Raw genomic sequence first — 19,893 nt, forward strand, 5'->3', positions numbered from 1 at the left:
CCTTATGTAAACATCCCTCGCGCACCGTGCCACGGACAGAACGGAGTGTGAAATGCCCCAGACGGACAGACCCACCGTCCCGGCGCCGGGCGACCCGGACAGCCCGCTTGGATACGCGTTGGCCGAACGTGATAGGGGCATTCACGCGATGGTCCGCGACGCGATTGCGCACCGCAATGTCCTGCTGGCCTTCCAGCCAGTGGTGCAGGCGGCAGACCCCGACCGACCCGCTTTCTGGGAAGGGCTGATCCGTATCCTGGATACAGCCGGTCGTGTCATCCCGGCGCGGGATTTCATCGACAGCGTGGAAACCACCGAATTGGGACGCCAGATCGACTGCCTTGCGCTGGAACTGGGCCTTGAAACGCTGGCGGACAACCCGGCCCTGCGCCTTTCCATCAACATGAGCGCGCGGTCCATCGGCTATCCCCGCTGGACCGAAACGCTGGACAACGGTCTGCGGCGCGACCCCACGGTCGCGGAGCGCCTGATCCTTGAAATCACGGAATCCTCGGCGATGGTGATCCCCGACACGGTTCAGGTGTTCATGGCCGAGATGCAGCATCGCGGCGTGTCCTTCGCGCTGGACGATTTCGGCGCGGGCTACACCGCGTTTCGCTATCTTCGCGAATTCTACTTCGATATCCTGAAGATCGACGGCCAGTTCATCCGCAACATTCACGACAACCCGGACAACCAGGTCCTGACGCAGGCGCTGATCTCGATCGCCCGCCATTTCGAGATGTTCACGGTGGCCGAGTTCGTCGAAACCGCCGAAGACGCAGAGTTCCTGTGCGACATCGGGATCGACTGCATGCAGGGCTATTATTTCGGGGCGCCCACCACGCGGCCGTTCTGGTCGGTCAAGGCCGACGACCTGCAGGTCGGATGACGGCGCCGGCAAGGGCGCGTGCCGCCGCCCGGATACGACGCGGTCGCCGCAGTGCCCGCGACCCGTTGCTGCACCTACGTCAATCTCTTGCATTGACCCGCGCCACCGCATACCACCGAATGCGAAACGGGCGGGGCATCGACGCTTTCTGACCATCGGCACCGGACTCCGCCCGGCACCCTGATGGAGGAAGACCAGTCATGACCAATGTCGTAATCGCATCCGCCGCGCGTACCGCGGTGGGCAGCTTTAACGGTTCGTTCGCAAACACCCCGGCCCATGACCTTGGCGCCGCCGTGCTTGAAGCCATCGTGCAACGCGCCGGGATCGACAAGGCAGACGTCAGCGAAACCATCCTTGGTCAGGTTCTGACCGCAGCGCAGGGCCAGAACCCCGCGCGCCAAGCCCACATCAACGCCGGCCTGCCGCAGGAATCGGCGGCTTGGGGCATCAACCAGGTCTGCGGCTCGGGCCTGCGCGCCGTCGCGCTGGGGGCACAGCACATCATGCTTGGCGATGCGTCGATCGTCGCGGCCGGCGGGCAGGAAAACATGTCGATGTCGCCCCATGCGCAGAACATCCGGCAGGGTCAGAAGATGGGCGACCTGTCGTTCATCGACACCATGATCAAGGACGGCCTGTGGGACGCCTTCAACGGCTATCACATGGGGCAGACCGCCGAGAACGTCGCCGAAAAATGGCAGATCAGCCGCGACCAGCAGGACGAATTCGCCGTCGCCAGCCAGAACAAGGCCGAGGCCGCGCAGAAGGCTGGCAAGTTCGACGACGAGGTGATCGCCTACACCATTAAAACCCGCAAGGGCGACATCGTGGTCGACAAGGACGAATACATCCGTCACGGCGCGACCATTGAAGCGATGCAGAAACTGCGCCCCGCGTTCACCCGCGACGGCACGGTCACCGCGGCGAACGCCTCGGGCCTGAACGACGGCGCCGCCGCCGTGCTGCTGATGTCCGACGCCGAGGCCGAAAAGCGCAGCATCGAACCTCTGGCCCGCATCGCGTCTTACGCCACCGCCGGTCTGGACCCGTCGATCATGGGCGTCGGCCCGATCCACGCCTCGCGCAAGGCGCTGGAAAAGGCTGGTTGGTCCGTCGGCGACCTTGACCTTGTCGAGGCGAACGAAGCCTTCGCCGCGCAGGCCTGCGCCGTGAACAAGGACATGGGCTGGGATCCGTCGATCGTGAACGTGAACGGCGGCGCCATCGCCATCGGTCACCCCATCGGCGCCTCGGGCTGCCGTGTGCTGAACACGCTGCTGTTCGAAATGAAGCGGCGCGACGCGAAGAAGGGTCTCGCCACCCTGTGCATCGGCGGCGGCATGGGCGTCGCCCTGTGCGTCGAGCGCCCCTAAGCAGATCAGGGCGGGCCTTGTGCCCGCCCGTATCGCATGAACAATCCAAAACAGATCGTATTCTCGGGCGGTGGCCTGCGCTGCTTCTGGCAGGGCGGCTTCATGACCGTGATGGACGAAACGAATCCGCTGAAACCCCAACGGGTGACCGGCGTCAGTGGCGGCGCGCTTGCCGGGTCGGCGTGGCTGGCCGGGTGCGAACAGAAGCTGCTGGACACCATGTGCGACGTGTTCGAGACCAAGGGCAGCAACGTCGACCTTTTCCACAACGGCGACAAGGGCATCACCCCGCACCAAAGCCTGTACTGCGAGGTGGTCGAGCAGGTTCTGGACGCCGAGGCGCAGGCCAAGGTGGCTGATGGCCCGGCCTTCCAGATCCTGATCGCGCATCCGCCCGAACGCCCGTCGGCCAGAATGACCGGCGCCGCAATGACGGTGGCCTACGAGGCGGAACTGCACATCGTCGGGTCGCCACATTTCAACTGGGCCGAGAAGTTCGGCCTGTCGGCGCGTCTGATCGATGCGAACGCTGCCGCAAGAGACGGCAAGCTTGCCGAACTTGTGTGCGGTGCGGCGGTGATCCCGCCGGTGTTCGAGCCCGCGGAATGGGACGGCCGTTCCGTCATCGACGCGGGCATGGCCGATCAGGCGCCGATGCCGGATCCGGACGACGGCGACACGCTGGTGCTGCTGACGCGGCGCTATAAATCCCTGCCGGATGTGGACGGGCGCCGCTATGTCATGCCGTCCGACGAGACCCCGGCGGACAAGATCGATTTCACCGATGGTCAAAAGCTTCGGGACACTTGGGCGCAGGGCGAAAGCGACGCCCGCAGATTCCTTGACCACGAGGGCCACGCCTGATTTGAGCGAACGCAAAAAGTCTCGTAACGTCAGAAGTGTGGAGGAGAGGAGAGGATATCCATGAGTAAAGTAGCGCTTGTCACCGGCGGCAGCCGGGGCATCGGAGAGGCGATCTCGAAAGCCTTGAAAGCCGCCGGGTACGACGTTGCCGCCACCTATGCGGGCAACGACGAAAAGGCTGCGGCTTTCACCGAGGCGACAGGGATCAAGACCTATAAGTGGAACGTGGCCGACTACGACGCGTCCAAGGCTGGGATCGAACAGGTTGAAGCCGATCTTGGCCCGATTGACGTGGTCGTGGCGAACGCGGGCATCACGCGGGATGCGCCGTTCCACAAGATGACCCCGGATCAGTGGAAGGACGTGATCGACACCAACCTGACCGGCGTGTTCAACACGGTTCATCCGGTCTGGCCCGGGATGCGTGAACGCAAGTTCGGCCGGATCATCGTGATCAGCTCGATCAACGGACAGAAAGGCCAATTCGCGCAGGTGAACTATGCCGCCACGAAGGCGGGCGACCTTGGCATCGTCAAGTCGCTGGCGCAGGAAGGCGCGCGCTACAACATCACGGCGAACGCTGTGTGTCCGGGCTATATCGCGACAGAGATGGTGATGGCGGTACCCGAAAAGGTGCGCGAAGCGATCATCGGCCAGATCCCGGCCGGACGGCTGGGCGAACCGGAAGAAATCGCGCGCTGCGTGGCGTTCCTTGCGTCGGACGACGCCGGGTTCATCAACGGCTCGACGATCTCTGCCAACGGGGCGCAGTTCTTCGCCTAAGACACGGCTTTGGTTAAAGAATTTTGCGGTACGCCGGTCCCCTTGGGGGCCGGCGTTTTCGCTGGCCGCCTGTCGCCGCGCCTTTTGGTGACGCCTGCCGGTGGCCTGAATGTCGTCACCTGACCGATCCTGCCGGTCGGGCAGTGGCAAGGGCCGTCCACGCGGCCCATAGCCGTCGTGCGGTCTGCGCTCAGGCGCTGCTTAGGCGCTGTATCTCTTCCTTCAGGCGAAGCTTTTGCTTCTTGAGTGCGGTGATTTCCAAATCGTCGGAGCCGGGCCTCTGCAAAGCCGTTTCGACCTGTGCCGACAGATTTTGGTGCTTTCTACGGAGTTCCTCGAGATGTGAACTCAAGCTCATCGCCGTCCTCCTTCTCTGCTGATGGGATCAAGTGCACCACAAAATTCCGATTTTGTCACGCTACTGTCACCCTTCCACGTAAACGATTAGTTAATCATCCAATTTCGGCGTGCCATCCCGTCGGCAAGGACATGCCGTCGCGCAGAACGCCGCGAATCTCTGGCGTATAGCTGTCGCCATCGCGTTCGTGTTTTTCGCCGCTGTGCAGCACAATCGGAGAATGCAGCCGGAACGGACCCCGCGCGCCTTTCCGCGCGCGCAGCAGAACCAGTTCCGCCGCGCGCCCGACCCGGGGCGCCAATGGCTGAACCGCGATGTCCCCCAGCCGCCCGTCGCACGCCGACAGAAGGTCGATAAGACGGTCCGCGCGCTGGATCATCGTCAGCACGCCCCGCGGCTTCAGACGTCGCGTCGCGGCGTCGACCCACGCTGACAGCGGCAGAACCTCGCCCAGCGCGATCTCTCTGGCAGTTCCGTTCGCCGCGGTGCCGCTATCGCGAAGGTAGTATGGCGGATTGGCGATCACATGGTCGAAATTCCGCGCACGTAAGCCACCCGGCATCTGCGACAGATCGCCCGTGACCACATCCATCGACAGACCGTTTCCAGAAGCGTTCCGGCGCGCAAGCTCGGCGTTCTCCGGTTGCAGTTCCAATCCGACCAGATCGAGTCCGCCGACGCGCGACTGAAGGCAAAGCCCTGCAACCCCGACACCGCAGCCAAGCTCTAGCACGCTGTCGCCCGGGCGTGCCGTGACAGAAGCGGCCAGCAGCACCGGATCGACCCCGGCGCGGTAGCCCTTCGCCGGCTGGAAGATCCGAAGCTGCCCGCCCAGAAACCCGTCGCAGGTCAGGCCGTCGTCAGCCATCCACGTCGATGTCGTTGTCGCGCAGGACCCGCCGCGCGCGGTGCAGATCCCCGTCCCGCACCATCAAGCGGCGTGGCAGAATACCGATGGACCCTTCAAGCACGCTCATGTGCACGTCCATCTGGAAGCTGCCGATCTCTTCTCCCTCGAGAAGTGCCGAAGCGTAAGCGATCACTGTCGGATCATTGGTGCGCAAAAGCTCTTTCATCCCGTGGATTAAGGGATAAGAAGGGGCGGATGTCGAGTAGGCTGACGGAATGGTGAGACCGATGCGTGACACGCCGCAGAAACCGCACGAGCAACTGGCCGAGGCATTGGCCGGGGACATGGACGCGGTGAATGCCCTGATCCGGAAGCGGATGGCGTCCGAGCACGCCCCCCGCATCCCCGAGGTCACGGCGCATCTGGTCGAGGCCGGCGGCAAACGTCTGCGTCCGATGCTCACCCTCGCGGCGGCGCGGCTGTGCGGCTACGACGGTCCTTACCACGTCCATCTGGCCGCGACGGTCGAGTTCATCCACACCGCGACGCTGCTGCATGACGACGTGGTTGACGAAAGCAAGCAGCGGCGCGGTCGCCCGACGGCCAACCTGCTGTGGGACAACAAATCCAGCGTGCTGGTCGGCGACTACCTGTTCGCTCGGTCGTTCCAGTTGATGGTTGAGCCGGGCAACCTGCGCGTGCTGGACATCCTGTCGAACGCCGCCGCCGTGATCGCCGAGGGCGAGGTGCTGCAGATGACCGCGGCGCAGGACCTGAAGACGGACGAAGCGGTCTATCTGCAGGTGGTGCGCGGCAAGACGGCGGCGCTGTTCTCGGCGGCGACGCAGGTGGGTGGCGTGATCGCCGCCGCGCCCGAAGATCAGGTACAGGCGCTTTACGATTACGGCGATGCGCTGGGGATCGCGTTCCAGATTGTCGACGACCTGTTGGACTATGGCGGGGATACCGCAGCAACGGGCAAGAACGTCGGCGACGATTTCCGGGAACGCAAGCTGACGCTGCCGGTCATCAAGGCGGTCGCCGCGGCGGACGACACGGAACGCGCGTTCTGGAAGCGCGTCATCGAAAAGGGCGACCAGCAGGACGGCGATCTGGACCACGCGCTAGAGTTGCTGGCGAAGCACGGCGCGATGGACGCGACCCGCGCCGACGCGCTGGCGTGGTCCGAAAAGGCTAAGACCGCAATCGACACCCTGCCCGCCAGCGACCTGCGCGACATGCTGCACGGCCTTGCCGATTACGTGGTCGCGCGGATCAGCTAAAGCCACGATCTTCTAGAAGATCGTTATGTGCAGGATTTTCTAGAAAATCCTGCTGCGTCACGCCGCATAGATTTCGGTTCCACCCACGTAGGTGTTCAGCACTTTGCCCTGCAGGCGCGCGCCGTCGAACGGCGTGTTCTTGGATTTCGACTTTAGCGTCCAGCGGTCCAGCACCACCGGCGCATCCGGGTCGAACAGCACCAGATCCGCCGGCGCTCCGGCCTCTAGCCGTCCGGTCGGCAGGCCCAGCCGTTTCGCCGGGTTCAGCGCCATAGCCCGGAACAGTTGCGGCAGGGTCAGTGCGTCGGCGTGGTACAGCCGCAGTGCCGCCGGCAGCAGGGTTTCCAGCCCGACCGCACCGGATGCGGCCTCTTCGAACGGCAGGCGCTTGGATTCCTCGTCCTGCGGCGTGTGCATCGAACTGATGGTGTCGATCAGACCCGAGGCGACCGCCTCGACCATCGCCAGCCGATCCTCTTCGTCCCGCAGCGGCGGCTTCAGCTTGAAGAAGGTCCGATAGTCGCCGATGTCCAGCACGTTCAGGGTCAGGTGGTGGATGTCGACGCCCGCGGTCACATCCAGCCCTGCTGCCTTCGCGCGTTCCAGCGCGGGCAGCGCGGCGGCAGAGGACAGGGAATCCGCGTGATACCGCGCGCCGGTCATTTCCAGCAGCGCAAGATCGCGTTCCAGCCCCAGCCGTTCGGCCATCGGCGAAACGGCGGGAATGCCCTTGAGCGAAGCGAACTTGCCAGAGGTCGCGGCAGCCCCTTTCGACAGGATCGGTTCCTGCGGGTGGCCGATGACCAGCGCGCCCAGCGAACGGGCATAAGTCAGGCAGCGACCGAAGACCTTGGTGTCGACAACCACGCGGTCGGCGTCGGTAAAGGCGATGGCCCCGGCGTCCCGCAGAAAGCCGATCTCAACCATCTCGCGCCCCTCGCGCCCCTTGGTCAACGCGGCCATCGGGTGAATGCGGACCGGCGTCGCCTCGGCGGCGCGGCGGGCGATGAATTCCAACTGCTCCGGGCTGTCGATGGTGGGCAGGGTGTCGGGGCGCGTGACCATCGTGGTCACCCCGCCCGCCGCAGCCGCGCGCCCGGCAGAGCGGAAGCTTTCCTTGTGCCGTTCGCCCGGCTCGCAGATTTTCACGCCAAGGTCCACGATACCGGGGGCAAGGCATTTGCCGCCACAGTCGATCACGGTATCGCCGGTGGCGTCCGCCGGTCCGGACAGAATTTCAGCGATGCGGCCGCCGCTGACCCGCAAGGCGCCTATCGTGTCGGTTCCCGCGTCGGGGTCGATCAGGCGGGCGTTGGTAAAAAGCGTGCCGGTCATGGACGGCTCCCTTCTTGGCGGCTGGACTGGGCAGAGGTGTCCTGCCGCATTTCGCGCGGGAAGGCCACAGTCGTCATTCGGCCGAAGACTTCACCTTGCGGCACAGGTCGTAGACCTTGCGCGCGTCCGGGATGCGCTCGAACCCGATGGGGATTTTGCGCGATCCGTTCTTGGTCTTGCGATACTCGTTGGCGAACCAGACGTTGCCGCGTTCGCCGTCGTCCCACGTCAGCGGGGTCTGCGTGTCGATCGGGTAGTCCTTCAGCTTGCGGCCCATCAACGGAATGTCCGTGGCGATGAAGGCGCGTCGGTCGGTCAGGGTGTACCACGTGTGGCGGCGGCTCCATGCGCTCCAGAACGGCGGCAGGACCCCGATGGACAGGCCGACCGAAAAGTGGATCAGGCCGAACATCCAGAAAAAGCCGCCCGCCTGCGCCGCAAGGATCATCCAAAGCAGCGCGAACCCCGAGAAGAACAGGCCGAAGATCATCGCGGCGATCTGACCGACGCCGATAACGAGGCGGTGGCCGGGGCGGCCCTGCCACAAGATCGTCTCGCCCTCGTTCAGAATACCTTCCCACCCGGCGGGCGTCGTGCTCATCCGCGGCTGCTTCCAAACAGGAAGGCAAGGATCAGGACCAGCAGACCGGCGGCCAGCAGGATCAAAAGCATCGCGACGCGCGACACGCGGCCGACCGGCGGCGCGGGCGTGGGATCTTCGTCCGTCGCGGCAGGGCGTTCGGCCGACGCCACGCGCGGCATCTGCCCCGCCGGATCGGCCTGCGCCAAGCGATAGGTTCCCAGCCACCGCAGGCCCATCTTGGGCTGGATGGTCACCTCGTGGCCCCCGAAAGCCCGCGAATGCAGGATCACGATATAGCCGGTCTCGGATTCAAGCCCGATCCGGGCCGCTTCGACCTCGGCCGCGTCGATGCCAAGGCCGTCGACAAGATAGCCCGCCAGCCCGACGCCACGCAGGTCAGAGACGGGAAAGATCTCGACATGGGCGCGGTCGAGCCCCGGCACGCCCGCAAGCTCTGCCAAAGGCGACGGGCGGCCATTCGCTGGTGGCTGGTCGGCCAGTTTCTCGGCCTGCTCCTCGGGCAGGTCCAGTGCGAACACGCGGACAACTTCGGCCTCTGCGGCCGGTACGTGAAGCGGATCATCGTTCATGCGACATGGCCTCCGGCACGGTCCACCGCCTCGCGCAGACGAGTCAGCGTGTCTTGAACATCGGGCTGGTACTTCATCAGGTGCTTGTCGCCGCCCGCTGTGACGATCTGGACCGAGCTGGCAAGCGCGCGCAGGCGCACGATCTCGGCCAGCGACACGCTGCGGCCGCCGGGCCCCAGCAGGCGGCGGTCGGTCAGGTCCCAGCGCACGGCGAGTTCTTCGGACGCCAGATACCAGCCCCGCAGAGCGATGGCGGCAAGCCCGCCCACCGCGCCGGTCCAGACATGAGGATTGCCAGCAATCCACAGGATCAGCATCCCCCCGGCCATCGCGATGGCGGCCATCCATGTGGTGTCGCGGATGTAGATGGACCGCGACGGACGGAACGACTGCACGATGTCCTCGTCATCCCGAAGCGGGACCGAAGGCGTGCGGTTGCCGCCGTCAGGCATGGGCAGGTTCCCCGCTGCGCCCGGCGGCGCGTTGGTCGGCCCGCGCGGCGCGCAGGTTGCGGGCCAGAAGGTCCATCGCCGCCATCCGCACCGCGACGCCCATCTCGACCTGGTCCTGAATGACCGAGCGGTTGATGTCGTCGGCGATGGTGCCGTCGATCTCGACCCCGCGGTTCATCGGCCCGGGGTGCATCACGATGGCATCCGGCTTGGCGAATGCCAACTTCTCGGCATCCAGCCCGAAGCGGTGATAGTATTCGCGTTCGGATGGGATAAAGCCGCCGTCCATGCGTTCCTTCTGAAGGCGCAGCATCATCACGACGTCGACGTCCTTCAGGCCTTCTTCCATATCCTGATAGACCTCGACCCCGAACGCGCCGATCTGCGACGGCATCAGCGTCGGCGGCCCGATCAGCCGCACGCGGTTTTCCATCTTGCCCAGCAGCAGCAGGTTCGAGCGCGCCACGCGCGAGTGCGCGATGTCACCGCAGATCGCGATGTTAAGACGGTGCAGCCGCCCCTTGGCCCGCCGGATCGTCAGCGCATCCAGCAGCGCCTGCGTCGGATGCTCGTGCCGCCCGTCGCCGGCGTTCAGCACCGCGCAGTTCACCTTTTCGGCCAGCAGGTTCACCGCGCCGGAATGCGGGTGCCGCACGACCAGCAGATCGGGGTGCATCGCGTTCAGCGTCAGCGCGGTGTCGATCAGGGTCTCGCCCTTTTTGATCGAACTGGCCTGCATCGCCATATTCATGACGTCGGCGCCCAGCCGCTTGCCCGCGATCTCGAAGCTGGCCTGCGTGCGGGTCGAGTTCTCGAAGAACATGTTGATTTGGGTCAGGCCCTTCAGCACGTCGCCGTGCTTCGTCTCGGACCGGTTGAGATCGACATAGGTGTCGGCAAGGTCGAGAATCTCGGTGATTTCGAGCGGGTGAAGCTCTTCGATCCCGAGAAGGTGTTTCTGGCGGAAATTCATGCGGCCCCCCGACGATGGTTGGACCGTTTATAGGAACCCGCGCCCCTGCGGGCAAGGCGCCCGGCCGATGGCACCGAAGGGGGCTCTGCCCCCGCCGCTGCGCGGCCCCCCGAGGTATTTCGCAAAGAGAAGAAGGGGGCTTTGTCTTGACAGGCATTAGGCCGGGCGGGAAAAGGGGCGCATGGATACACGTCTTCACAGCACGCGATTTTATCTCGTCCTGCCATAGCAGGGCGGTGTCGTGACGTGAGTTTTATGGCCGCCGGAGAGCGGCCATTTTTCTTTTCCGCCTCCGGCATGGAGAAGGAAGAGAAGATGATCAGGATCAGACCGGTGGAGCATGGCGATCTGCCCAAGGTGCGCGAGATGATCGCGGCGCTGGCGTCGCATCATGGCGAGGGCGCGCTTGTGACGGTGGCGGACCTGCGGCGCGACCTGTTCGGGCCGACGCCGTGGCTGAAGATGCTGGTGGCCGAGGACGACGGGACCTGCGTGGGCTATGCCGCGATGGGGCGGCGGGCGAAGCTGGGCGACGGGCTGCGCGGGATCGAGGTGGAACACCTGTATGTCGACGCGGACCGGCGCGGGCGCGGGTTGGGACGCCGGATGTTGGCGGCGGTCGAGGCATCGGCGCGGCGGTTGGGAAGCAGTTTCGTCACCATCGGTACGCAGGCAGAGAATGCGGCGGCCCGCGGGGCCTATGTGGCCTGCGGTTACGAGCCGCTGCCGCACGATCCGAACCGGCTGCGCAAGCGGCTGGCGTGACGGCAGGCGCGCTGCGGGCCATTCAACTTTCCCGCCGCGCGGCCTAGCATGGCGGCATGCAGGTGGAATCGATGGATCACTATGCGCTGCGGGCGCTTTTGGAATGGCAGGTCGAGCTTGGCGCGACCGAGGCTATCGCCGAGGCGCCGATCAACCGTTACGAGATCGCCGACAAGCCGCCGAAGCCGGTGGCCGAGGCCGCCGCCCCAAAGGCGCCGTCCGGTCCGGTCCCGGCTCGGCAGGTCGATACCGCCGAGGTCGCCCGCGCCGCCGCCGCGTCTGCCGGGTCGCTGGAGGCGTTGGCCGAGGCGATCGCGGCATTCGACCATTGCGACCTGAAGCGCGGCGCGCGGAACACGGTGTTCGCCGACGGCAACCCCGCCTCGCGCGTGATGATCGTGGGCGAGGCGCCGGGGCGGGACGAGGACATGCAGGGCAAGCCCTTCGTCGGGCGGGCCGGGCAGTTGCTGGACCGGATGCTGGATGCCATCGGCATGGGGCGCGCGCATCCGGACGCGCTGAAATCCGTTTACATCACCAACATCCTGCCGTGGCGACCGCCGCAGAACCGCGATCCGACCCCGGAAGAGATCGGGATGATGCTGCCGTTCGTGGCGCGGCACGTCCAATTGGCGGACCCGGAGGTGCTGGTGCTGATGGGGAACATCTCGTGTCTTGCGCTGCTGGGGCGGAAGGGGATCACCCGGCTGCGCGGCACATGGACCGAGGCGCTGGGGAAGCCGGCGCTGCCGATGTTCCACCCGGCCTACCTGTTGCGGAACGGGCATGCGAAACGCGATGCGTGGCACGACCTGCTGATGTTGCAGGACCGGCTGAGGCGCGCGGAATGAAGATCATGGCCTTCTCGGACCTGCATTTGTCGGCGTCGCGGGCCGCGGCGCTGGTCGAGGCCAGCCACGAGGCCGACCTTGTGATCGGCGCCGGGGACTTCTGCACCATGCGCAAGGGACTGCCCGAGGCGATGGCGCTGCTGGATGGGATCCCCGCGCCCTTCGTCGTGGTGCCGGGCAATGCCGAGAGTGCGGACGAGTTGCGCGCCGCCGCGCCTAAGAACGTGACCGTGTTGCATGGCGCGAGCACGATTGTCGGCGGGTTGCGGGTGTTCGGGCTGGGCTATGGCGTGCCGGTGACGCCGTTCGGCGGCTGGTCGTGCGACCTGTCCGAAGCGGATGCGGCGGCGATGCTGGGCGCCTGCGGCGGGGCGGACCTGTTGGTGACGCATTCGCCGCCGAAAGGCGTGGCCGACGTGACCTCGGCCGGGCAGTCGGTGGGATCGGTGGCGATCCGGGATGCGATCGCGCGGCTGGCGCCGAAGCTGGCGGTCTGCGGGCACATCCACGACAGCTGGGGCACAGAGGGGACGATCGGCGCGACGCGGGTCGTGAACCTTGGCCCGATGCCGAACTGGTTCGAGGTGGCGGCGTGATCGACCCGCTGGTTCTTCTGGCGTTCGTGCCGGCGGCTCTGGCGCTGAACCTGACGCTGGGGGCGGACATGATGTTCTGCCTTGGGCAGGGCCTGCGGCACGGGCCGCGTGCCGCCATCGCCGCCAGCGCGGGGATCGCGGCGGGCGGGCTGGCGCATGGGCTGGTCGCCGGGCTGGGGCTGGGAGCGTTGGTTTCGGGGATGCCGTGGCTGTTCGACGTGATCCGGTGGGTCGGCGTCGCGTATTTGCTGTGGCTGGCGGTGCAGGCGCTGCGCAGCGGGCCGGTCCGCGGCGCAGGCCACGACGTGCCCGCCGGAACGCACCACGCGTTTCGCGATGCCTTCGTCGTGAACCTGACCAACCCGAAGATCGTGCTGTTCATGCTGGCCTTCGTGCCGCAGTTCGTCGACCCGGCGCGGGCGGTGCTGCCGCAGTTCCTTGTGTTTGCCGGCGTGTTGTCGCTGGGCGGGTTCTTCGTGAACGGCGCGGTTGGCATCTTCGCGGGCGGCATCGGGCGCACCGTGGCCCGGTCGGAGCGGTTCTCGAAGGTGCTGGGATGGATCAGCGCCGGGGTCTTCGCCGCGCTTGCCGCGCGGCTTGCAGTGATGGAGAGAGCATGAGCCGGATCGACGAAACCAAGGACTTCGTGCCGGTGCGGATTGCCGTGCTGACGGTGTCGGACACGCGGACGCCGGACGAGGACCGCTCGGGCGCGGTGCTGGTGGAGCGGATCGAGAAAGCGGGGCACACGGTCGCCGCGCGCGAGATCCTGCGCGACGAGCGCGAAGAGATCGCGGCGAAGCTGAGGGACTGGTGCGCCGATCCGGGCATCGACGTGGTGATGTCCACCGGCGGCACCGGGCTGACCGGGCGCGACGTGACCGTCGAGGCCCACCGCGATGTCTACGAGAAAGAAATCGACGCGTTCGGGACGGTGTTCACCATCGTGTCGATGCAAAAGATCGGCACGTCGGCGGTGCAAAGCCGCGCGACCGGCGGGGTGGCGAACGGGACCTATCTGTTCGCGCTGCCGGGCTCTCCGGGGGCCTGTAAGGACGCCTGGGACGAGATCCTGGAAAAGCAGCTGGATTACCGGCACCGGCCCTGCAATTTCGTCGAGATCATGCCTCGGCTGGACGAGCATCTGCGGCGGAAGTGAGGGGAAAGGGGCTCTGCCCCCGTCTCACCGGAGGTGTGCTTAGTCGAGGGAGTAAGGGGGCTCTGCCCCCGTCGCTGCGCTCCTCCCCCGAGGTATTTTCGAAGAGAAGAGAAGAGAAGACCAGGTGGCCGCTTTTGGGGCGTTTGGCGTCTTGGGCGCGGCTTGGGCGCGTTGGGATTATCACACCCCGCCGCGATTTTTTGCGACGGACTTCGTGCGCGTGGCCGTAACACCGTTGTGGCTTGGCGCGAGGTCGGGCCGTGGGTAGTCTGAGATAACCCGGGAAAGAGGGTAATTTCTGGAATGCGATTTCTGCGCCGATCCCTTGTTGGGCTGTTCCTGATGGCCGTGACCGTCGGGCTGCTGGCCTATGCCGGTCATGCCGTCTATGGCGCGCTGGAGACCGTGTGGAACCGGGAGGAGCGGGTGCGCCCCGCGAACGAACGGATCTTCGCGGTGAACGTACGCGCCTATGACGCCGTTACGGTGACACCGGTCCTGACCGGGTTCGGCGAGGTGCGCAGCCGGCGCACGCTGGAGGTGAGGGCCACCGCGTCGGGCACCGTGGTCGAACTGGCGGAGGCGTTCGAGGATGGCGGCACCGTGCGCGAGGGCGACCTGCTGCTGCGTGTCGATCCCCGCACCGCCGAGGCGGCGCTGGAAGTGGCGAGGACCGACCTTGCGGGTGCGGAGGCGGAGCTGCGCGACGCGCGGCGGGCGCTTGTGCTGGCGGGGGACGACGTCGTCTCGGCCGAGGATCAGGCGGCGCTGAGAACGCAGGCGCTGGCCCGGGCGCGCAACATGGCGTCGAGCGGGATCGGCACCGAGGCGGCAGTGGATGACGCGGCGCTGGCCGAGGCCTCGGCCCTGCAGGCGATCCTGTCCCGGCGGCAGGCGCTGGCGGCGGCGGAGGCGCGGGTGGACATCGCGCAGAACGATCTGGCCCGGGCGGAAATCGCGCTGTCGGACGCCGAACGCGCCCTAGCCGACACCGAGTTGTATGCCGCGTTCACCGGCACCCTGTCGGATGTCACCGTGGTCGAGGGGCGGCTTGTGCAGAACAACGAGCAGCTTGCGAACCTTGTTGACCCGGACCGGCTGGAAGTCTCGTTCCGGATCTCCAACGCCGAGTACGCCCGGATTCTGGATGCCGATGGCGATCTGATGCAGGCGCCGGTCCGGATCTCGCTGGACGTGCTGGGCGGGAACCTTGTGACCGACGGCGTGATCACCCGCGAAAGCGCGTCGGTCGGGACCGGCACCACGGGCCGCCTGATCTTTGCCCGGATCGATGCACCGCGCGGCTTCCGGCCCGGCGACTTCGTCAGCGTGCATGTCGACGAGCCCGAGCTTCAGGATGTGGCCGTGCTGCCGTCGACCGCGCTGGACGCGGCCGGGACCGTGCTGGTCGTCGGAGAGGATGAACGGCTGGAAATCGCGCAGGTCGAGTTGCTGCGGCGGCAAGGCGACGACGTGATCGTCCGGGGCGAGGGGCTGGAGGGCCGTCTGGTGGTTGCCGAACGCTCGCCCTTGCTGGGCGCGGGCATCAAGGTACGCCCGGTGTCGCCGGAGTTGGACAGCGCCCGGGCCGAGGCCGAGGCGCCCGCGATGGTCGAGCTGACCGAGGAGCGCCGTGCCGCGCTGGTGGCGCTGGTCGAGGCGAACCAGTTCATGCCGCAGGCCGCGAAAGACCGGGTGCTGGCGCAACTGGCGGAACCGATGGTGCCGGCGGCCACGGTGGAACGGATCGAATCCCGCAGGGGCGGCTGATCCCCTGTCCGGGGGATACGCCCGAATGAGAGGCGAGAATGGCTGAACGCTTTCGACAGGTCGGCGGTATCCTGTCTTACTTCACCCGCCATGCGACCGCGGCGAACCTGCTGCTGGTGCTGCTGATCGCGGCGGGCGTGCTGGCCTTTCCGCGGATGCGGGCGCAGTTCTTTCCCGATGTGATCGTCGACGAGATTCAGGTCTCTGTCAGCTGGGACGGCGCCGGGGCCGAGGACGTCGACCGCGCCATCGTGCAGCTGATGGAACCGGTGCTGATGGCGGTCGAAGGTGTGGCCTCGACCGAGGCGCGATCGTCCGAGGGCAGCGCCCGGATCGATCTGGAGTTCGAGCCCGGCTGGGACATGGCCCGGGCGCTGGACGATGTCGAGACGGCGGTGGACAGCGTCAACAACCTGCCCGAGGACGCCGACGATCCGCGCGTGTCGCGCGGGGGGTGGCGTGACCGGGTGACCGACGTGGTGATCACCGGGCCGGTGGGTGTCGACCAGTTGGGCCGTTTCGCGGACGAGTTCGTCACGCGGCTGTTCGCCGAGGGGGTCACGCGCACCACGATCCGGGGCGTCGCGGCGCCCGAAACGGTGGTCGAGGTGCCGACCATCGCGCTGATCGAGCATGACATCAGCATGCGCGAGATCGCGGACGCCATCGCGGCGGAGTCAGAGGCGAACCCGTCTGGCGACGTGGACGGTGCGAATGCGCGGGTGCGGACCGGCGTCGCCAAGACCCGCGCGGACGAGATCGCGGGCATCGTGCTGCGCACAAACGAGGACCGGTCGAAGCTGACCATCGGCGACGTGGCGACTGTGACCGTCGGCGGCGTCGACCGCGAGCGCGCCTATTTCGTCGGGCCCGATCCCGCCATTTCGGTCCGGGTCGACCGGTCGGACCAAGGCGACGCCATCGGCATCCAGCGCACGGTGGAAGAAGTCGCCGCGCTGATGGAGACCACCCTGCCCGCCGGTGTGTCTATCGACCTGATCCGCACGCGGGCCGAGGCGATCACGAACCGGCTGAACATCCTGACCGACAACGGGCTGATGGGGCTGGGGCTGGTGTTGTTGCTGTTGTTCCTGTTCCTGAACGCCCGCAGCGCGTTCTGGGTGGCAGCCGGTATCCCGGTGGCTATGACCAGCGCCATCGCGATGATGTATGCCTTCGGGCTGACGCTGAACATGATCTCTTTGTTCGCGCTGATCATCACGCTGGGCATCGTGGTCGACGACGCCATCGTGGTTGCCGAACACGCGGACCACAGGGCGCGGCGGCTGGGCGAAACCCCGGTCGAGGCGGCCGAGAACGCGGCCCGCAAGATGTTTCCGCCGGTGTTTTCTTCGACCATCACCACGGTGATCGCCTTCTTCGGACTTGTCACCATCGGCGGGCGGTTCGGCGAGATGATCGCTGACATTCCGTTCACGGTGATCGTGGTCCTGATCGCCTCGTTGGTCGAATGCTTCCTGATCCTGCCGAACCACATGGCGCATTCCATCGCCCACTCCGGCAAGCAGCACTGGTACGACTGGCCCAGCCGCACCGTGAACCGGGGGTTCCGGTGGTTCCGCGAAACGCTGTTCCGCCCGTTCATGCGGTTCGTGGTCTGGGCGCGCTATCCGGTGGTCGCGCTGGCGGTTGTCCTGCTGGCGTTGCAGATGGCGTCGTTCATTCGCGGCGACCTGCAGTGGCGGTTCTTCAATTCGCCCGAGCAGGGGTCGGTGTCCGGCAATTTCGCGATGGCGCCCGGCGCCACCCGCGAGGACACGGTGGAAATGATGCGCGAGATGCAGCGCGCCACCGACGCGGTGGCCGAGCGGCTGGCAGAGGAACACGGCACCAACCCGCTGGACTATGTGATCGCCGAGATCGGCGGCAACACCGGGCGCGCGCTGGCCGGGTCCGAGAACAAGGAAGACTATCAGCTTGGCTCGATCGCGATCGAACTGATCGGCGCCGACCTGCGGCCCTATTCCAGCTTCGAGTTCGTCGCGATGCTGCAGGAAGAGGTGCGCCAGCACCCGATGGCCGAAACGGTCAGCTTCCGTGGCTGGCGGTCCGGCCCCGGTGGCGACGCCATCGACGTTCAGCTTTACGGCGCCTCTGCCGACACGCTGAAGGACGCCGCCGAAAGCCTGAAGCAGTCGCTGTCGCAATACCCCGAGGTGTCGGCGCTGGAGGATTCCCTGTCCTACGACAAGGAAGAGATGATCCTGCAACTGACGCCGCAGGGGCAGGCGCTGGGGTTCACCATCGGCGAACTGGGCAGCGTGCTGCGCGCGCGGCTGAACGGGATCGAAGCGGCGACCTATCCGGACGGGCCGCGCACCGCGTCGATCATGGTCGAACTGCCGCCAGGCGAACTGACCGCCGACTTCCTTGACCGCACCAGGATGAGGGCCGCGTCGGGCGATTACGTGGCGCTGGCGGACATCGTGACGGTGCAGCGCGAGGCTGGCTTTTCCTCGGTCCGGCGCGAGAACGGTTTGCAGCTGATTTCGGTCAATGGCGACCTGTCCGAGGACGACCCGGCGCGCGCAAGCCTTGTGATGACCGAACTGGAAACCGTGATTCTGCCCGCTCTGGAGGAACGGTTCGGCGTGTCCTCGCAATTGGCGGGGCTGTCAGAGCAAGAGGACGAGTTCCTGACCGACGCGCGCACCGGCTTCCTGCTGTGTCTGCTTGGGATCTATCTTGTGCTGGCGTGGATCTTCGGAAGTTGGACGCGGCCGGCGGTGGTGATGTCGATCATCCCCTTCGGCCTGATCGGCGCCTTCTACGGCCACATTCTGTGGGACGTCCCGCTGTCGATGTTCTCGGTCGTGGGGCTGATCGGGATGACGGGGATCATCATCAACGACTCGATCGTGCTGGTCACGACGGTGGACGAATACGCCGCCGAACGCGGGCTGTTCCCGGCCATCGTGGACGGGGCGTGCGACAGGCTGCGGGCCGTGATGCTGACGACGCTGACCACGGTGCTGGGCCTTGCGCCGCTGCTGTATGAAAGCTCGCAGGATGCGCAGTTCCTGAAGCCCACGGTCATCACGCTGGTCTACGGGCTCGGCTTCGGCATGGTGCTGGTGCTGATGGTCGTGCCGGCGCTGATGGCGATGCAGCAGGACGTCGCACGGCAAGTCGGTGCGTTGCGCCGGGCGCTGCGGATGCCGGCGCAGGGCCGCGCGGTTTCGGCGGCGGCGGTGGTTGCCGGGCTGGGCGTGGGCGCGATGCTTGTCGGAACGCTGGGCTGGACGATGGCGACGGGCGGCTTGCCTGCGCCGCTGGCCGAACTGCTGCCGGTGGGCGCGGTGGGAATGACCTTCGCGCTGGCGCTGTTCCTTGTCGGAACGGCGGTCTGGGTGCTGGCGATCTGGCTGGTGGCGATGGCGCTGACGCTGATCACCGGGCGGCGTGGGCGGCCCGGGCGGGCAACGGCGGCAGAGTAAACGCCGCCGGGAAATGGCTTAGCCGGTGCAGCCCCAGATATCGACCGCGCGGCCGTTGCCCAGAACGGTGATCCGCAGCTTCGAACGGTCCAGCGAGAACGGCTTCGCGTTGGGCGGCACCATCTCGGTCACGGCGGTCAGCGCGTCGCCGTTCCGATGAGCCTCGGCCTCGGCGACCCAGATCGTCTGGTCGGGATGCTCGAACACCGCGACCTCGCCCGGGCCAAGGCTGGGCATGGCGACCGTTGCCGTGATCCGAAGCCCGTCGCGGATCGGCTCGACCGCACACCGCGCGGAGGTAACGCTGCCCTCGGTCTCCGAGAACGGCTGCGCAGCCAGCGCGGCGTTGATGCGGGGGTCGGACTGTCCGGCGTCGGCCAGATCGGCCGAGACGGTGACGTTCAGCGGCAGGCAAACGTCGTGACAAACGCCAAGCTGGACAGCGGCGTTCAGCACGATCGGTTGGTCCGGGCGTTCAGGTGTTAGTTCGATCGGCAGGATCAGTTCGTTCTTGTAGCCGATCGTGCGCATCCCGTTGACGTCGAACACCGAGGGTGTCGGCCAGTGGAAGGCGACCGTGCGAAGGTTGCTGCTGCCCTGCCAGTCGAAGCGTGGCGGGATGCCCGCGTCGCCCGGCGCGCGCCAATAGGTCTTCCACCCAGGCGAAAGCTGAATCCGCAGCGCGGTCATGCGGGTGCCGGACGGCGTGCGCCATCCGGGCAGGACAGTGACGTTGGCGGCCTGATCGGGGCTCACGGCTTGCGCGACGGCAGGAGTCGGCACAACGGCGCCCGACCCGACGGCCGCCATTGACAAAAGGGCGTATGTACACAGCTTCTTTAGCATCGTCGCCAACTTATGCGTCATCGGCGAAACCGGAAATCACATTCGGGCGATGCCAACGTGGGTGTGTTAAATCACCCACTTGCGGCACCGGCCGGAATCTGCGGAGAAT

At 66.4% G+C, this 19,893-nt stretch carries 21 protein-coding genes; 12 read left to right on the forward strand and 9 right to left on the reverse strand.

All coding sequences use genetic code 11. The annotated features are described in order from the left end of the window. Positions 1-52 precede the first annotated feature (52 nt). The 4 genes from P1K30_RS05185 (at position 53) to phbB (ending at position 3,915) form a co-directional block, all read left to right on the forward strand. Positions 53-892 carry an EAL domain-containing protein gene (locus P1K30_RS05185; RefSeq protein WP_275631631.1) on the forward strand — a complete coding sequence of 280 codons (840 nt, stop codon included), beginning with the start codon at positions 53-55 and terminating at the stop codon, positions 890-892. Positions 893-1,092: 200 nt separating this feature from the next. Then, the gene (locus tag P1K30_RS05190) at positions 1,093-2,268 is read left to right on the forward strand and encodes an acetyl-CoA C-acetyltransferase (protein WP_275631632.1); all 1,176 of its coding nucleotides are present in this window, start codon (positions 1,093-1,095) and stop codon (positions 2,266-2,268) included. Positions 2,269-2,304: 36 nt separating this feature from the next. Continuing rightward, the gene (locus P1K30_RS05195) at positions 2,305-3,132 is read left to right on the forward strand and encodes a patatin-like phospholipase family protein (protein WP_275631633.1); all 828 of its coding nucleotides are present in this window, start codon (positions 2,305-2,307) and stop codon (positions 3,130-3,132) included. A gap of 60 nt (positions 3,133-3,192) precedes the next feature. Continuing rightward, positions 3,193-3,915: an acetoacetyl-CoA reductase gene (gene phbB / locus P1K30_RS05200; protein ID WP_275631634.1), complete on the forward strand. Its 723-nt coding sequence runs from the start codon at positions 3,193-3,195 to the stop codon at positions 3,913-3,915. A 190-nt stretch (positions 3,916-4,105) separates the two neighbouring features. Here the strand turns inward: phbB and P1K30_RS05205 are convergent, their stop codons facing one another. The 3 genes from P1K30_RS05205 to P1K30_RS05215 all read right to left on the reverse strand — a co-directional run bounded on the left by P1K30_RS05205 (position 4,106) and on the right by P1K30_RS05215 (position 5,349). Further along, complete coding sequence (locus P1K30_RS05205; RefSeq protein ID WP_275631635.1) at positions 4,106-4,273, reverse strand: YdcH family protein; 168 nt, start codon at positions 4,271-4,273, stop codon at positions 4,106-4,108. Between the two features lie 94 nt (positions 4,274-4,367). After that, positions 4,368-5,141: a tRNA1(Val) (adenine(37)-N6)-methyltransferase gene (locus P1K30_RS05210; RefSeq protein ID WP_275631636.1), complete on the reverse strand. Its 774-nt coding sequence runs from the start codon at positions 5,139-5,141 to the stop codon at positions 4,368-4,370. After that, on the reverse strand, positions 5,134-5,349 hold the full coding sequence (locus P1K30_RS05215) for a putative signal transducing protein (protein WP_275631637.1): 216 nt from the start codon (positions 5,347-5,349) through the stop codon (positions 5,134-5,136). The genes P1K30_RS05210 and P1K30_RS05215 overlap by 8 nt, the downstream gene beginning before the upstream one ends. Positions 5,350-5,410: 61 nt before the next feature. Here P1K30_RS05215 and P1K30_RS05220 point away from each other — a divergent pair, with 61 nt between their 5' ends. Beyond that, complete coding sequence (locus P1K30_RS05220; RefSeq protein WP_275631638.1) at positions 5,411-6,406, forward strand: polyprenyl synthetase family protein; 996 nt, start codon at positions 5,411-5,413, stop codon at positions 6,404-6,406. 57 nt (positions 6,407-6,463) lie between these two features. Here the strand turns inward: P1K30_RS05220 and pyrC are convergent, their stop codons facing one another. The 5 genes from pyrC to P1K30_RS05245 all read right to left on the reverse strand — a co-directional run bounded on the left by pyrC (position 6,464) and on the right by P1K30_RS05245 (position 10,339). Then, positions 6,464-7,741 carry a dihydroorotase gene (gene pyrC, locus P1K30_RS05225; protein ID WP_275631639.1) on the reverse strand — a complete coding sequence of 426 codons (1,278 nt, stop codon included), beginning with the start codon at positions 7,739-7,741 and terminating at the stop codon, positions 6,464-6,466. Between the two features lie 73 nt (positions 7,742-7,814). Then, positions 7,815-8,342, reverse strand: a complete 528-nt coding sequence (locus tag P1K30_RS05230; RefSeq protein WP_275631640.1) for a PH domain-containing protein — start codon at positions 8,340-8,342, stop codon at positions 7,815-7,817. Next, entirely contained in the window at positions 8,339-8,914 is a 576-nt protein-coding gene (locus P1K30_RS05235; protein ID WP_275631641.1) for a hypothetical protein, read from the reverse strand. The genes P1K30_RS05230 and P1K30_RS05235 overlap by 4 nt, the downstream gene beginning before the upstream one ends. After that, a complete protein-coding gene (locus tag P1K30_RS05240; RefSeq protein ID WP_275631642.1) occupies positions 8,911-9,366 on the reverse strand; it encodes a hypothetical protein in 456 nt (151 codons plus the stop codon). The genes P1K30_RS05235 and P1K30_RS05240 overlap by 4 nt, the downstream gene beginning before the upstream one ends. After that, positions 9,359-10,339: an aspartate carbamoyltransferase catalytic subunit gene (locus P1K30_RS05245; RefSeq protein ID WP_275631643.1), complete on the reverse strand. Its 981-nt coding sequence runs from the start codon at positions 10,337-10,339 to the stop codon at positions 9,359-9,361. Before P1K30_RS05245 ends, P1K30_RS05240 begins: the two co-directional genes overlap by 8 nt. A gap of 315 nt (positions 10,340-10,654) precedes the next feature. Between P1K30_RS05245 and P1K30_RS05250 the strand changes: the two genes are divergently transcribed. The 7 genes from P1K30_RS05250 (at position 10,655) to P1K30_RS05280 (ending at position 18,938) form a co-directional block, all read left to right on the forward strand. Continuing rightward, positions 10,655-11,104, forward strand: a complete 450-nt coding sequence (locus P1K30_RS05250) for a GNAT family N-acetyltransferase (protein ID WP_275631644.1) — start codon at positions 10,655-10,657, stop codon at positions 11,102-11,104. Between the two features lie 62 nt (positions 11,105-11,166). Beyond that, the gene (locus P1K30_RS05255; protein ID WP_275632271.1) at positions 11,167-11,955 is read left to right on the forward strand and encodes a uracil-DNA glycosylase; all 789 of its coding nucleotides are present in this window, start codon (positions 11,167-11,169) and stop codon (positions 11,953-11,955) included. Next, positions 11,952-12,551, forward strand: coding sequence for a metallophosphoesterase family protein (locus P1K30_RS05260; protein WP_275631645.1), 600 nt, complete (start codon positions 11,952-11,954; stop codon positions 12,549-12,551). The genes P1K30_RS05255 and P1K30_RS05260 overlap by 4 nt, the downstream gene beginning before the upstream one ends. Beyond that, positions 12,548-13,171, forward strand: coding sequence for a LysE family translocator (locus P1K30_RS05265; RefSeq protein WP_275631646.1), 624 nt, complete (start codon positions 12,548-12,550; stop codon positions 13,169-13,171). Before P1K30_RS05260 ends, P1K30_RS05265 begins: the two co-directional genes overlap by 4 nt. Beyond that, positions 13,168-13,710, forward strand: a complete 543-nt coding sequence (moaB, locus tag P1K30_RS05270; protein ID WP_275631647.1) for a molybdenum cofactor biosynthesis protein B — start codon at positions 13,168-13,170, stop codon at positions 13,708-13,710. The genes P1K30_RS05265 and moaB overlap by 4 nt, the downstream gene beginning before the upstream one ends. A gap of 303 nt (positions 13,711-14,013) precedes the next feature. Next, positions 14,014-15,480: an efflux RND transporter periplasmic adaptor subunit gene (locus P1K30_RS05275; RefSeq protein ID WP_275631648.1), complete on the forward strand. Its 1,467-nt coding sequence runs from the start codon at positions 14,014-14,016 to the stop codon at positions 15,478-15,480. 38 nt (positions 15,481-15,518) lie between these two features. Then, positions 15,519-18,938, forward strand: coding sequence for an efflux RND transporter permease subunit (locus P1K30_RS05280; RefSeq protein ID WP_275631649.1), 3,420 nt, complete (start codon positions 15,519-15,521; stop codon positions 18,936-18,938). Positions 18,939-18,956: 18 nt separating this feature from the next. Here P1K30_RS05280 and P1K30_RS05285 read toward each other — a convergent pair whose 3' ends face one another. Then, complete coding sequence (locus P1K30_RS05285; RefSeq protein ID WP_275631650.1) at positions 18,957-19,805, reverse strand: protein-disulfide reductase DsbD domain-containing protein; 849 nt, start codon at positions 19,803-19,805, stop codon at positions 18,957-18,959. Positions 19,806-19,893: the final 88 nt, after the last annotated feature.

It is taken from the genome of Psychromarinibacter halotolerans (assembly GCF_029168315.1).
GTDB classification, from domain to species: Bacteria; Pseudomonadota; Alphaproteobacteria; order Rhodobacterales; family Rhodobacteraceae; genus Psychromarinibacter; species Psychromarinibacter halotolerans.

Excerpts from the sequence above, each read along its gene's own strand:
- P1K30_RS05195 (WP_275631633.1), top strand. The coding sequence starts at position 2,305 with ATGAACAATCCAAAACAGATCGTATTCTCGGGCGGTGGCCTGCGCTGC.
- pyrC (WP_275631639.1), bottom strand. The coding sequence starts at position 7,741 with ATGACCGGCACGCTTTTTACCAACGCCCGCCTGATCGACCCCGACGCG.
- P1K30_RS05190 (WP_275631632.1), top strand. The coding sequence starts at position 1,093 with ATGACCAATGTCGTAATCGCATCCGCCGCGCGTACCGCGGTGGGCAGC.
- P1K30_RS05185 (WP_275631631.1), top strand. The coding sequence starts at position 53 with ATGCCCCAGACGGACAGACCCACCGTCCCGGCGCCGGGCGACCCGGAC.
- P1K30_RS05260 (WP_275631645.1), top strand. The coding sequence starts at position 11,952 with ATGAAGATCATGGCCTTCTCGGACCTGCATTTGTCGGCGTCGCGGGCC.
- moaB (WP_275631647.1), top strand. The coding sequence starts at position 13,168 with ATGAGCCGGATCGACGAAACCAAGGACTTCGTGCCGGTGCGGATTGCC.
- P1K30_RS05240 (WP_275631642.1), bottom strand. The coding sequence starts at position 9,366 with ATGCCTGACGGCGGCAACCGCACGCCTTCGGTCCCGCTTCGGGATGAC.
- P1K30_RS05215 (WP_275631637.1), bottom strand. The coding sequence starts at position 5,349 with ATGAAAGAGCTTTTGCGCACCAATGATCCGACAGTGATCGCTTACGCT.
- P1K30_RS05220 (WP_275631638.1), top strand. The coding sequence starts at position 5,411 with ATGCGTGACACGCCGCAGAAACCGCACGAGCAACTGGCCGAGGCATTG.
- P1K30_RS05205 (WP_275631635.1), bottom strand. The coding sequence starts at position 4,273 with ATGAGCTTGAGTTCACATCTCGAGGAACTCCGTAGAAAGCACCAAAAT.
- P1K30_RS05285 (WP_275631650.1), bottom strand. The coding sequence starts at position 19,805 with ATGACGCATAAGTTGGCGACGATGCTAAAGAAGCTGTGTACATACGCC.
- P1K30_RS05250 (WP_275631644.1), top strand. The coding sequence starts at position 10,655 with ATGATCAGGATCAGACCGGTGGAGCATGGCGATCTGCCCAAGGTGCGC.
- phbB (WP_275631634.1), top strand. The coding sequence starts at position 3,193 with ATGAGTAAAGTAGCGCTTGTCACCGGCGGCAGCCGGGGCATCGGAGAG.
- P1K30_RS05230 (WP_275631640.1), bottom strand. The coding sequence starts at position 8,342 with ATGAGCACGACGCCCGCCGGGTGGGAAGGTATTCTGAACGAGGGCGAG.
- P1K30_RS05210 (WP_275631636.1), bottom strand. The coding sequence starts at position 5,141 with ATGGCTGACGACGGCCTGACCTGCGACGGGTTTCTGGGCGGGCAGCTT.
- P1K30_RS05235 (WP_275631641.1), bottom strand. The coding sequence starts at position 8,914 with ATGAACGATGATCCGCTTCACGTACCGGCCGCAGAGGCCGAAGTTGTC.
- P1K30_RS05275 (WP_275631648.1), top strand. The coding sequence starts at position 14,014 with ATGCGATTTCTGCGCCGATCCCTTGTTGGGCTGTTCCTGATGGCCGTG.
- P1K30_RS05245 (WP_275631643.1), bottom strand. The coding sequence starts at position 10,339 with ATGAATTTCCGCCAGAAACACCTTCTCGGGATCGAAGAGCTTCACCCG.
- P1K30_RS05280 (WP_275631649.1), top strand. The coding sequence starts at position 15,519 with ATGGCTGAACGCTTTCGACAGGTCGGCGGTATCCTGTCTTACTTCACC.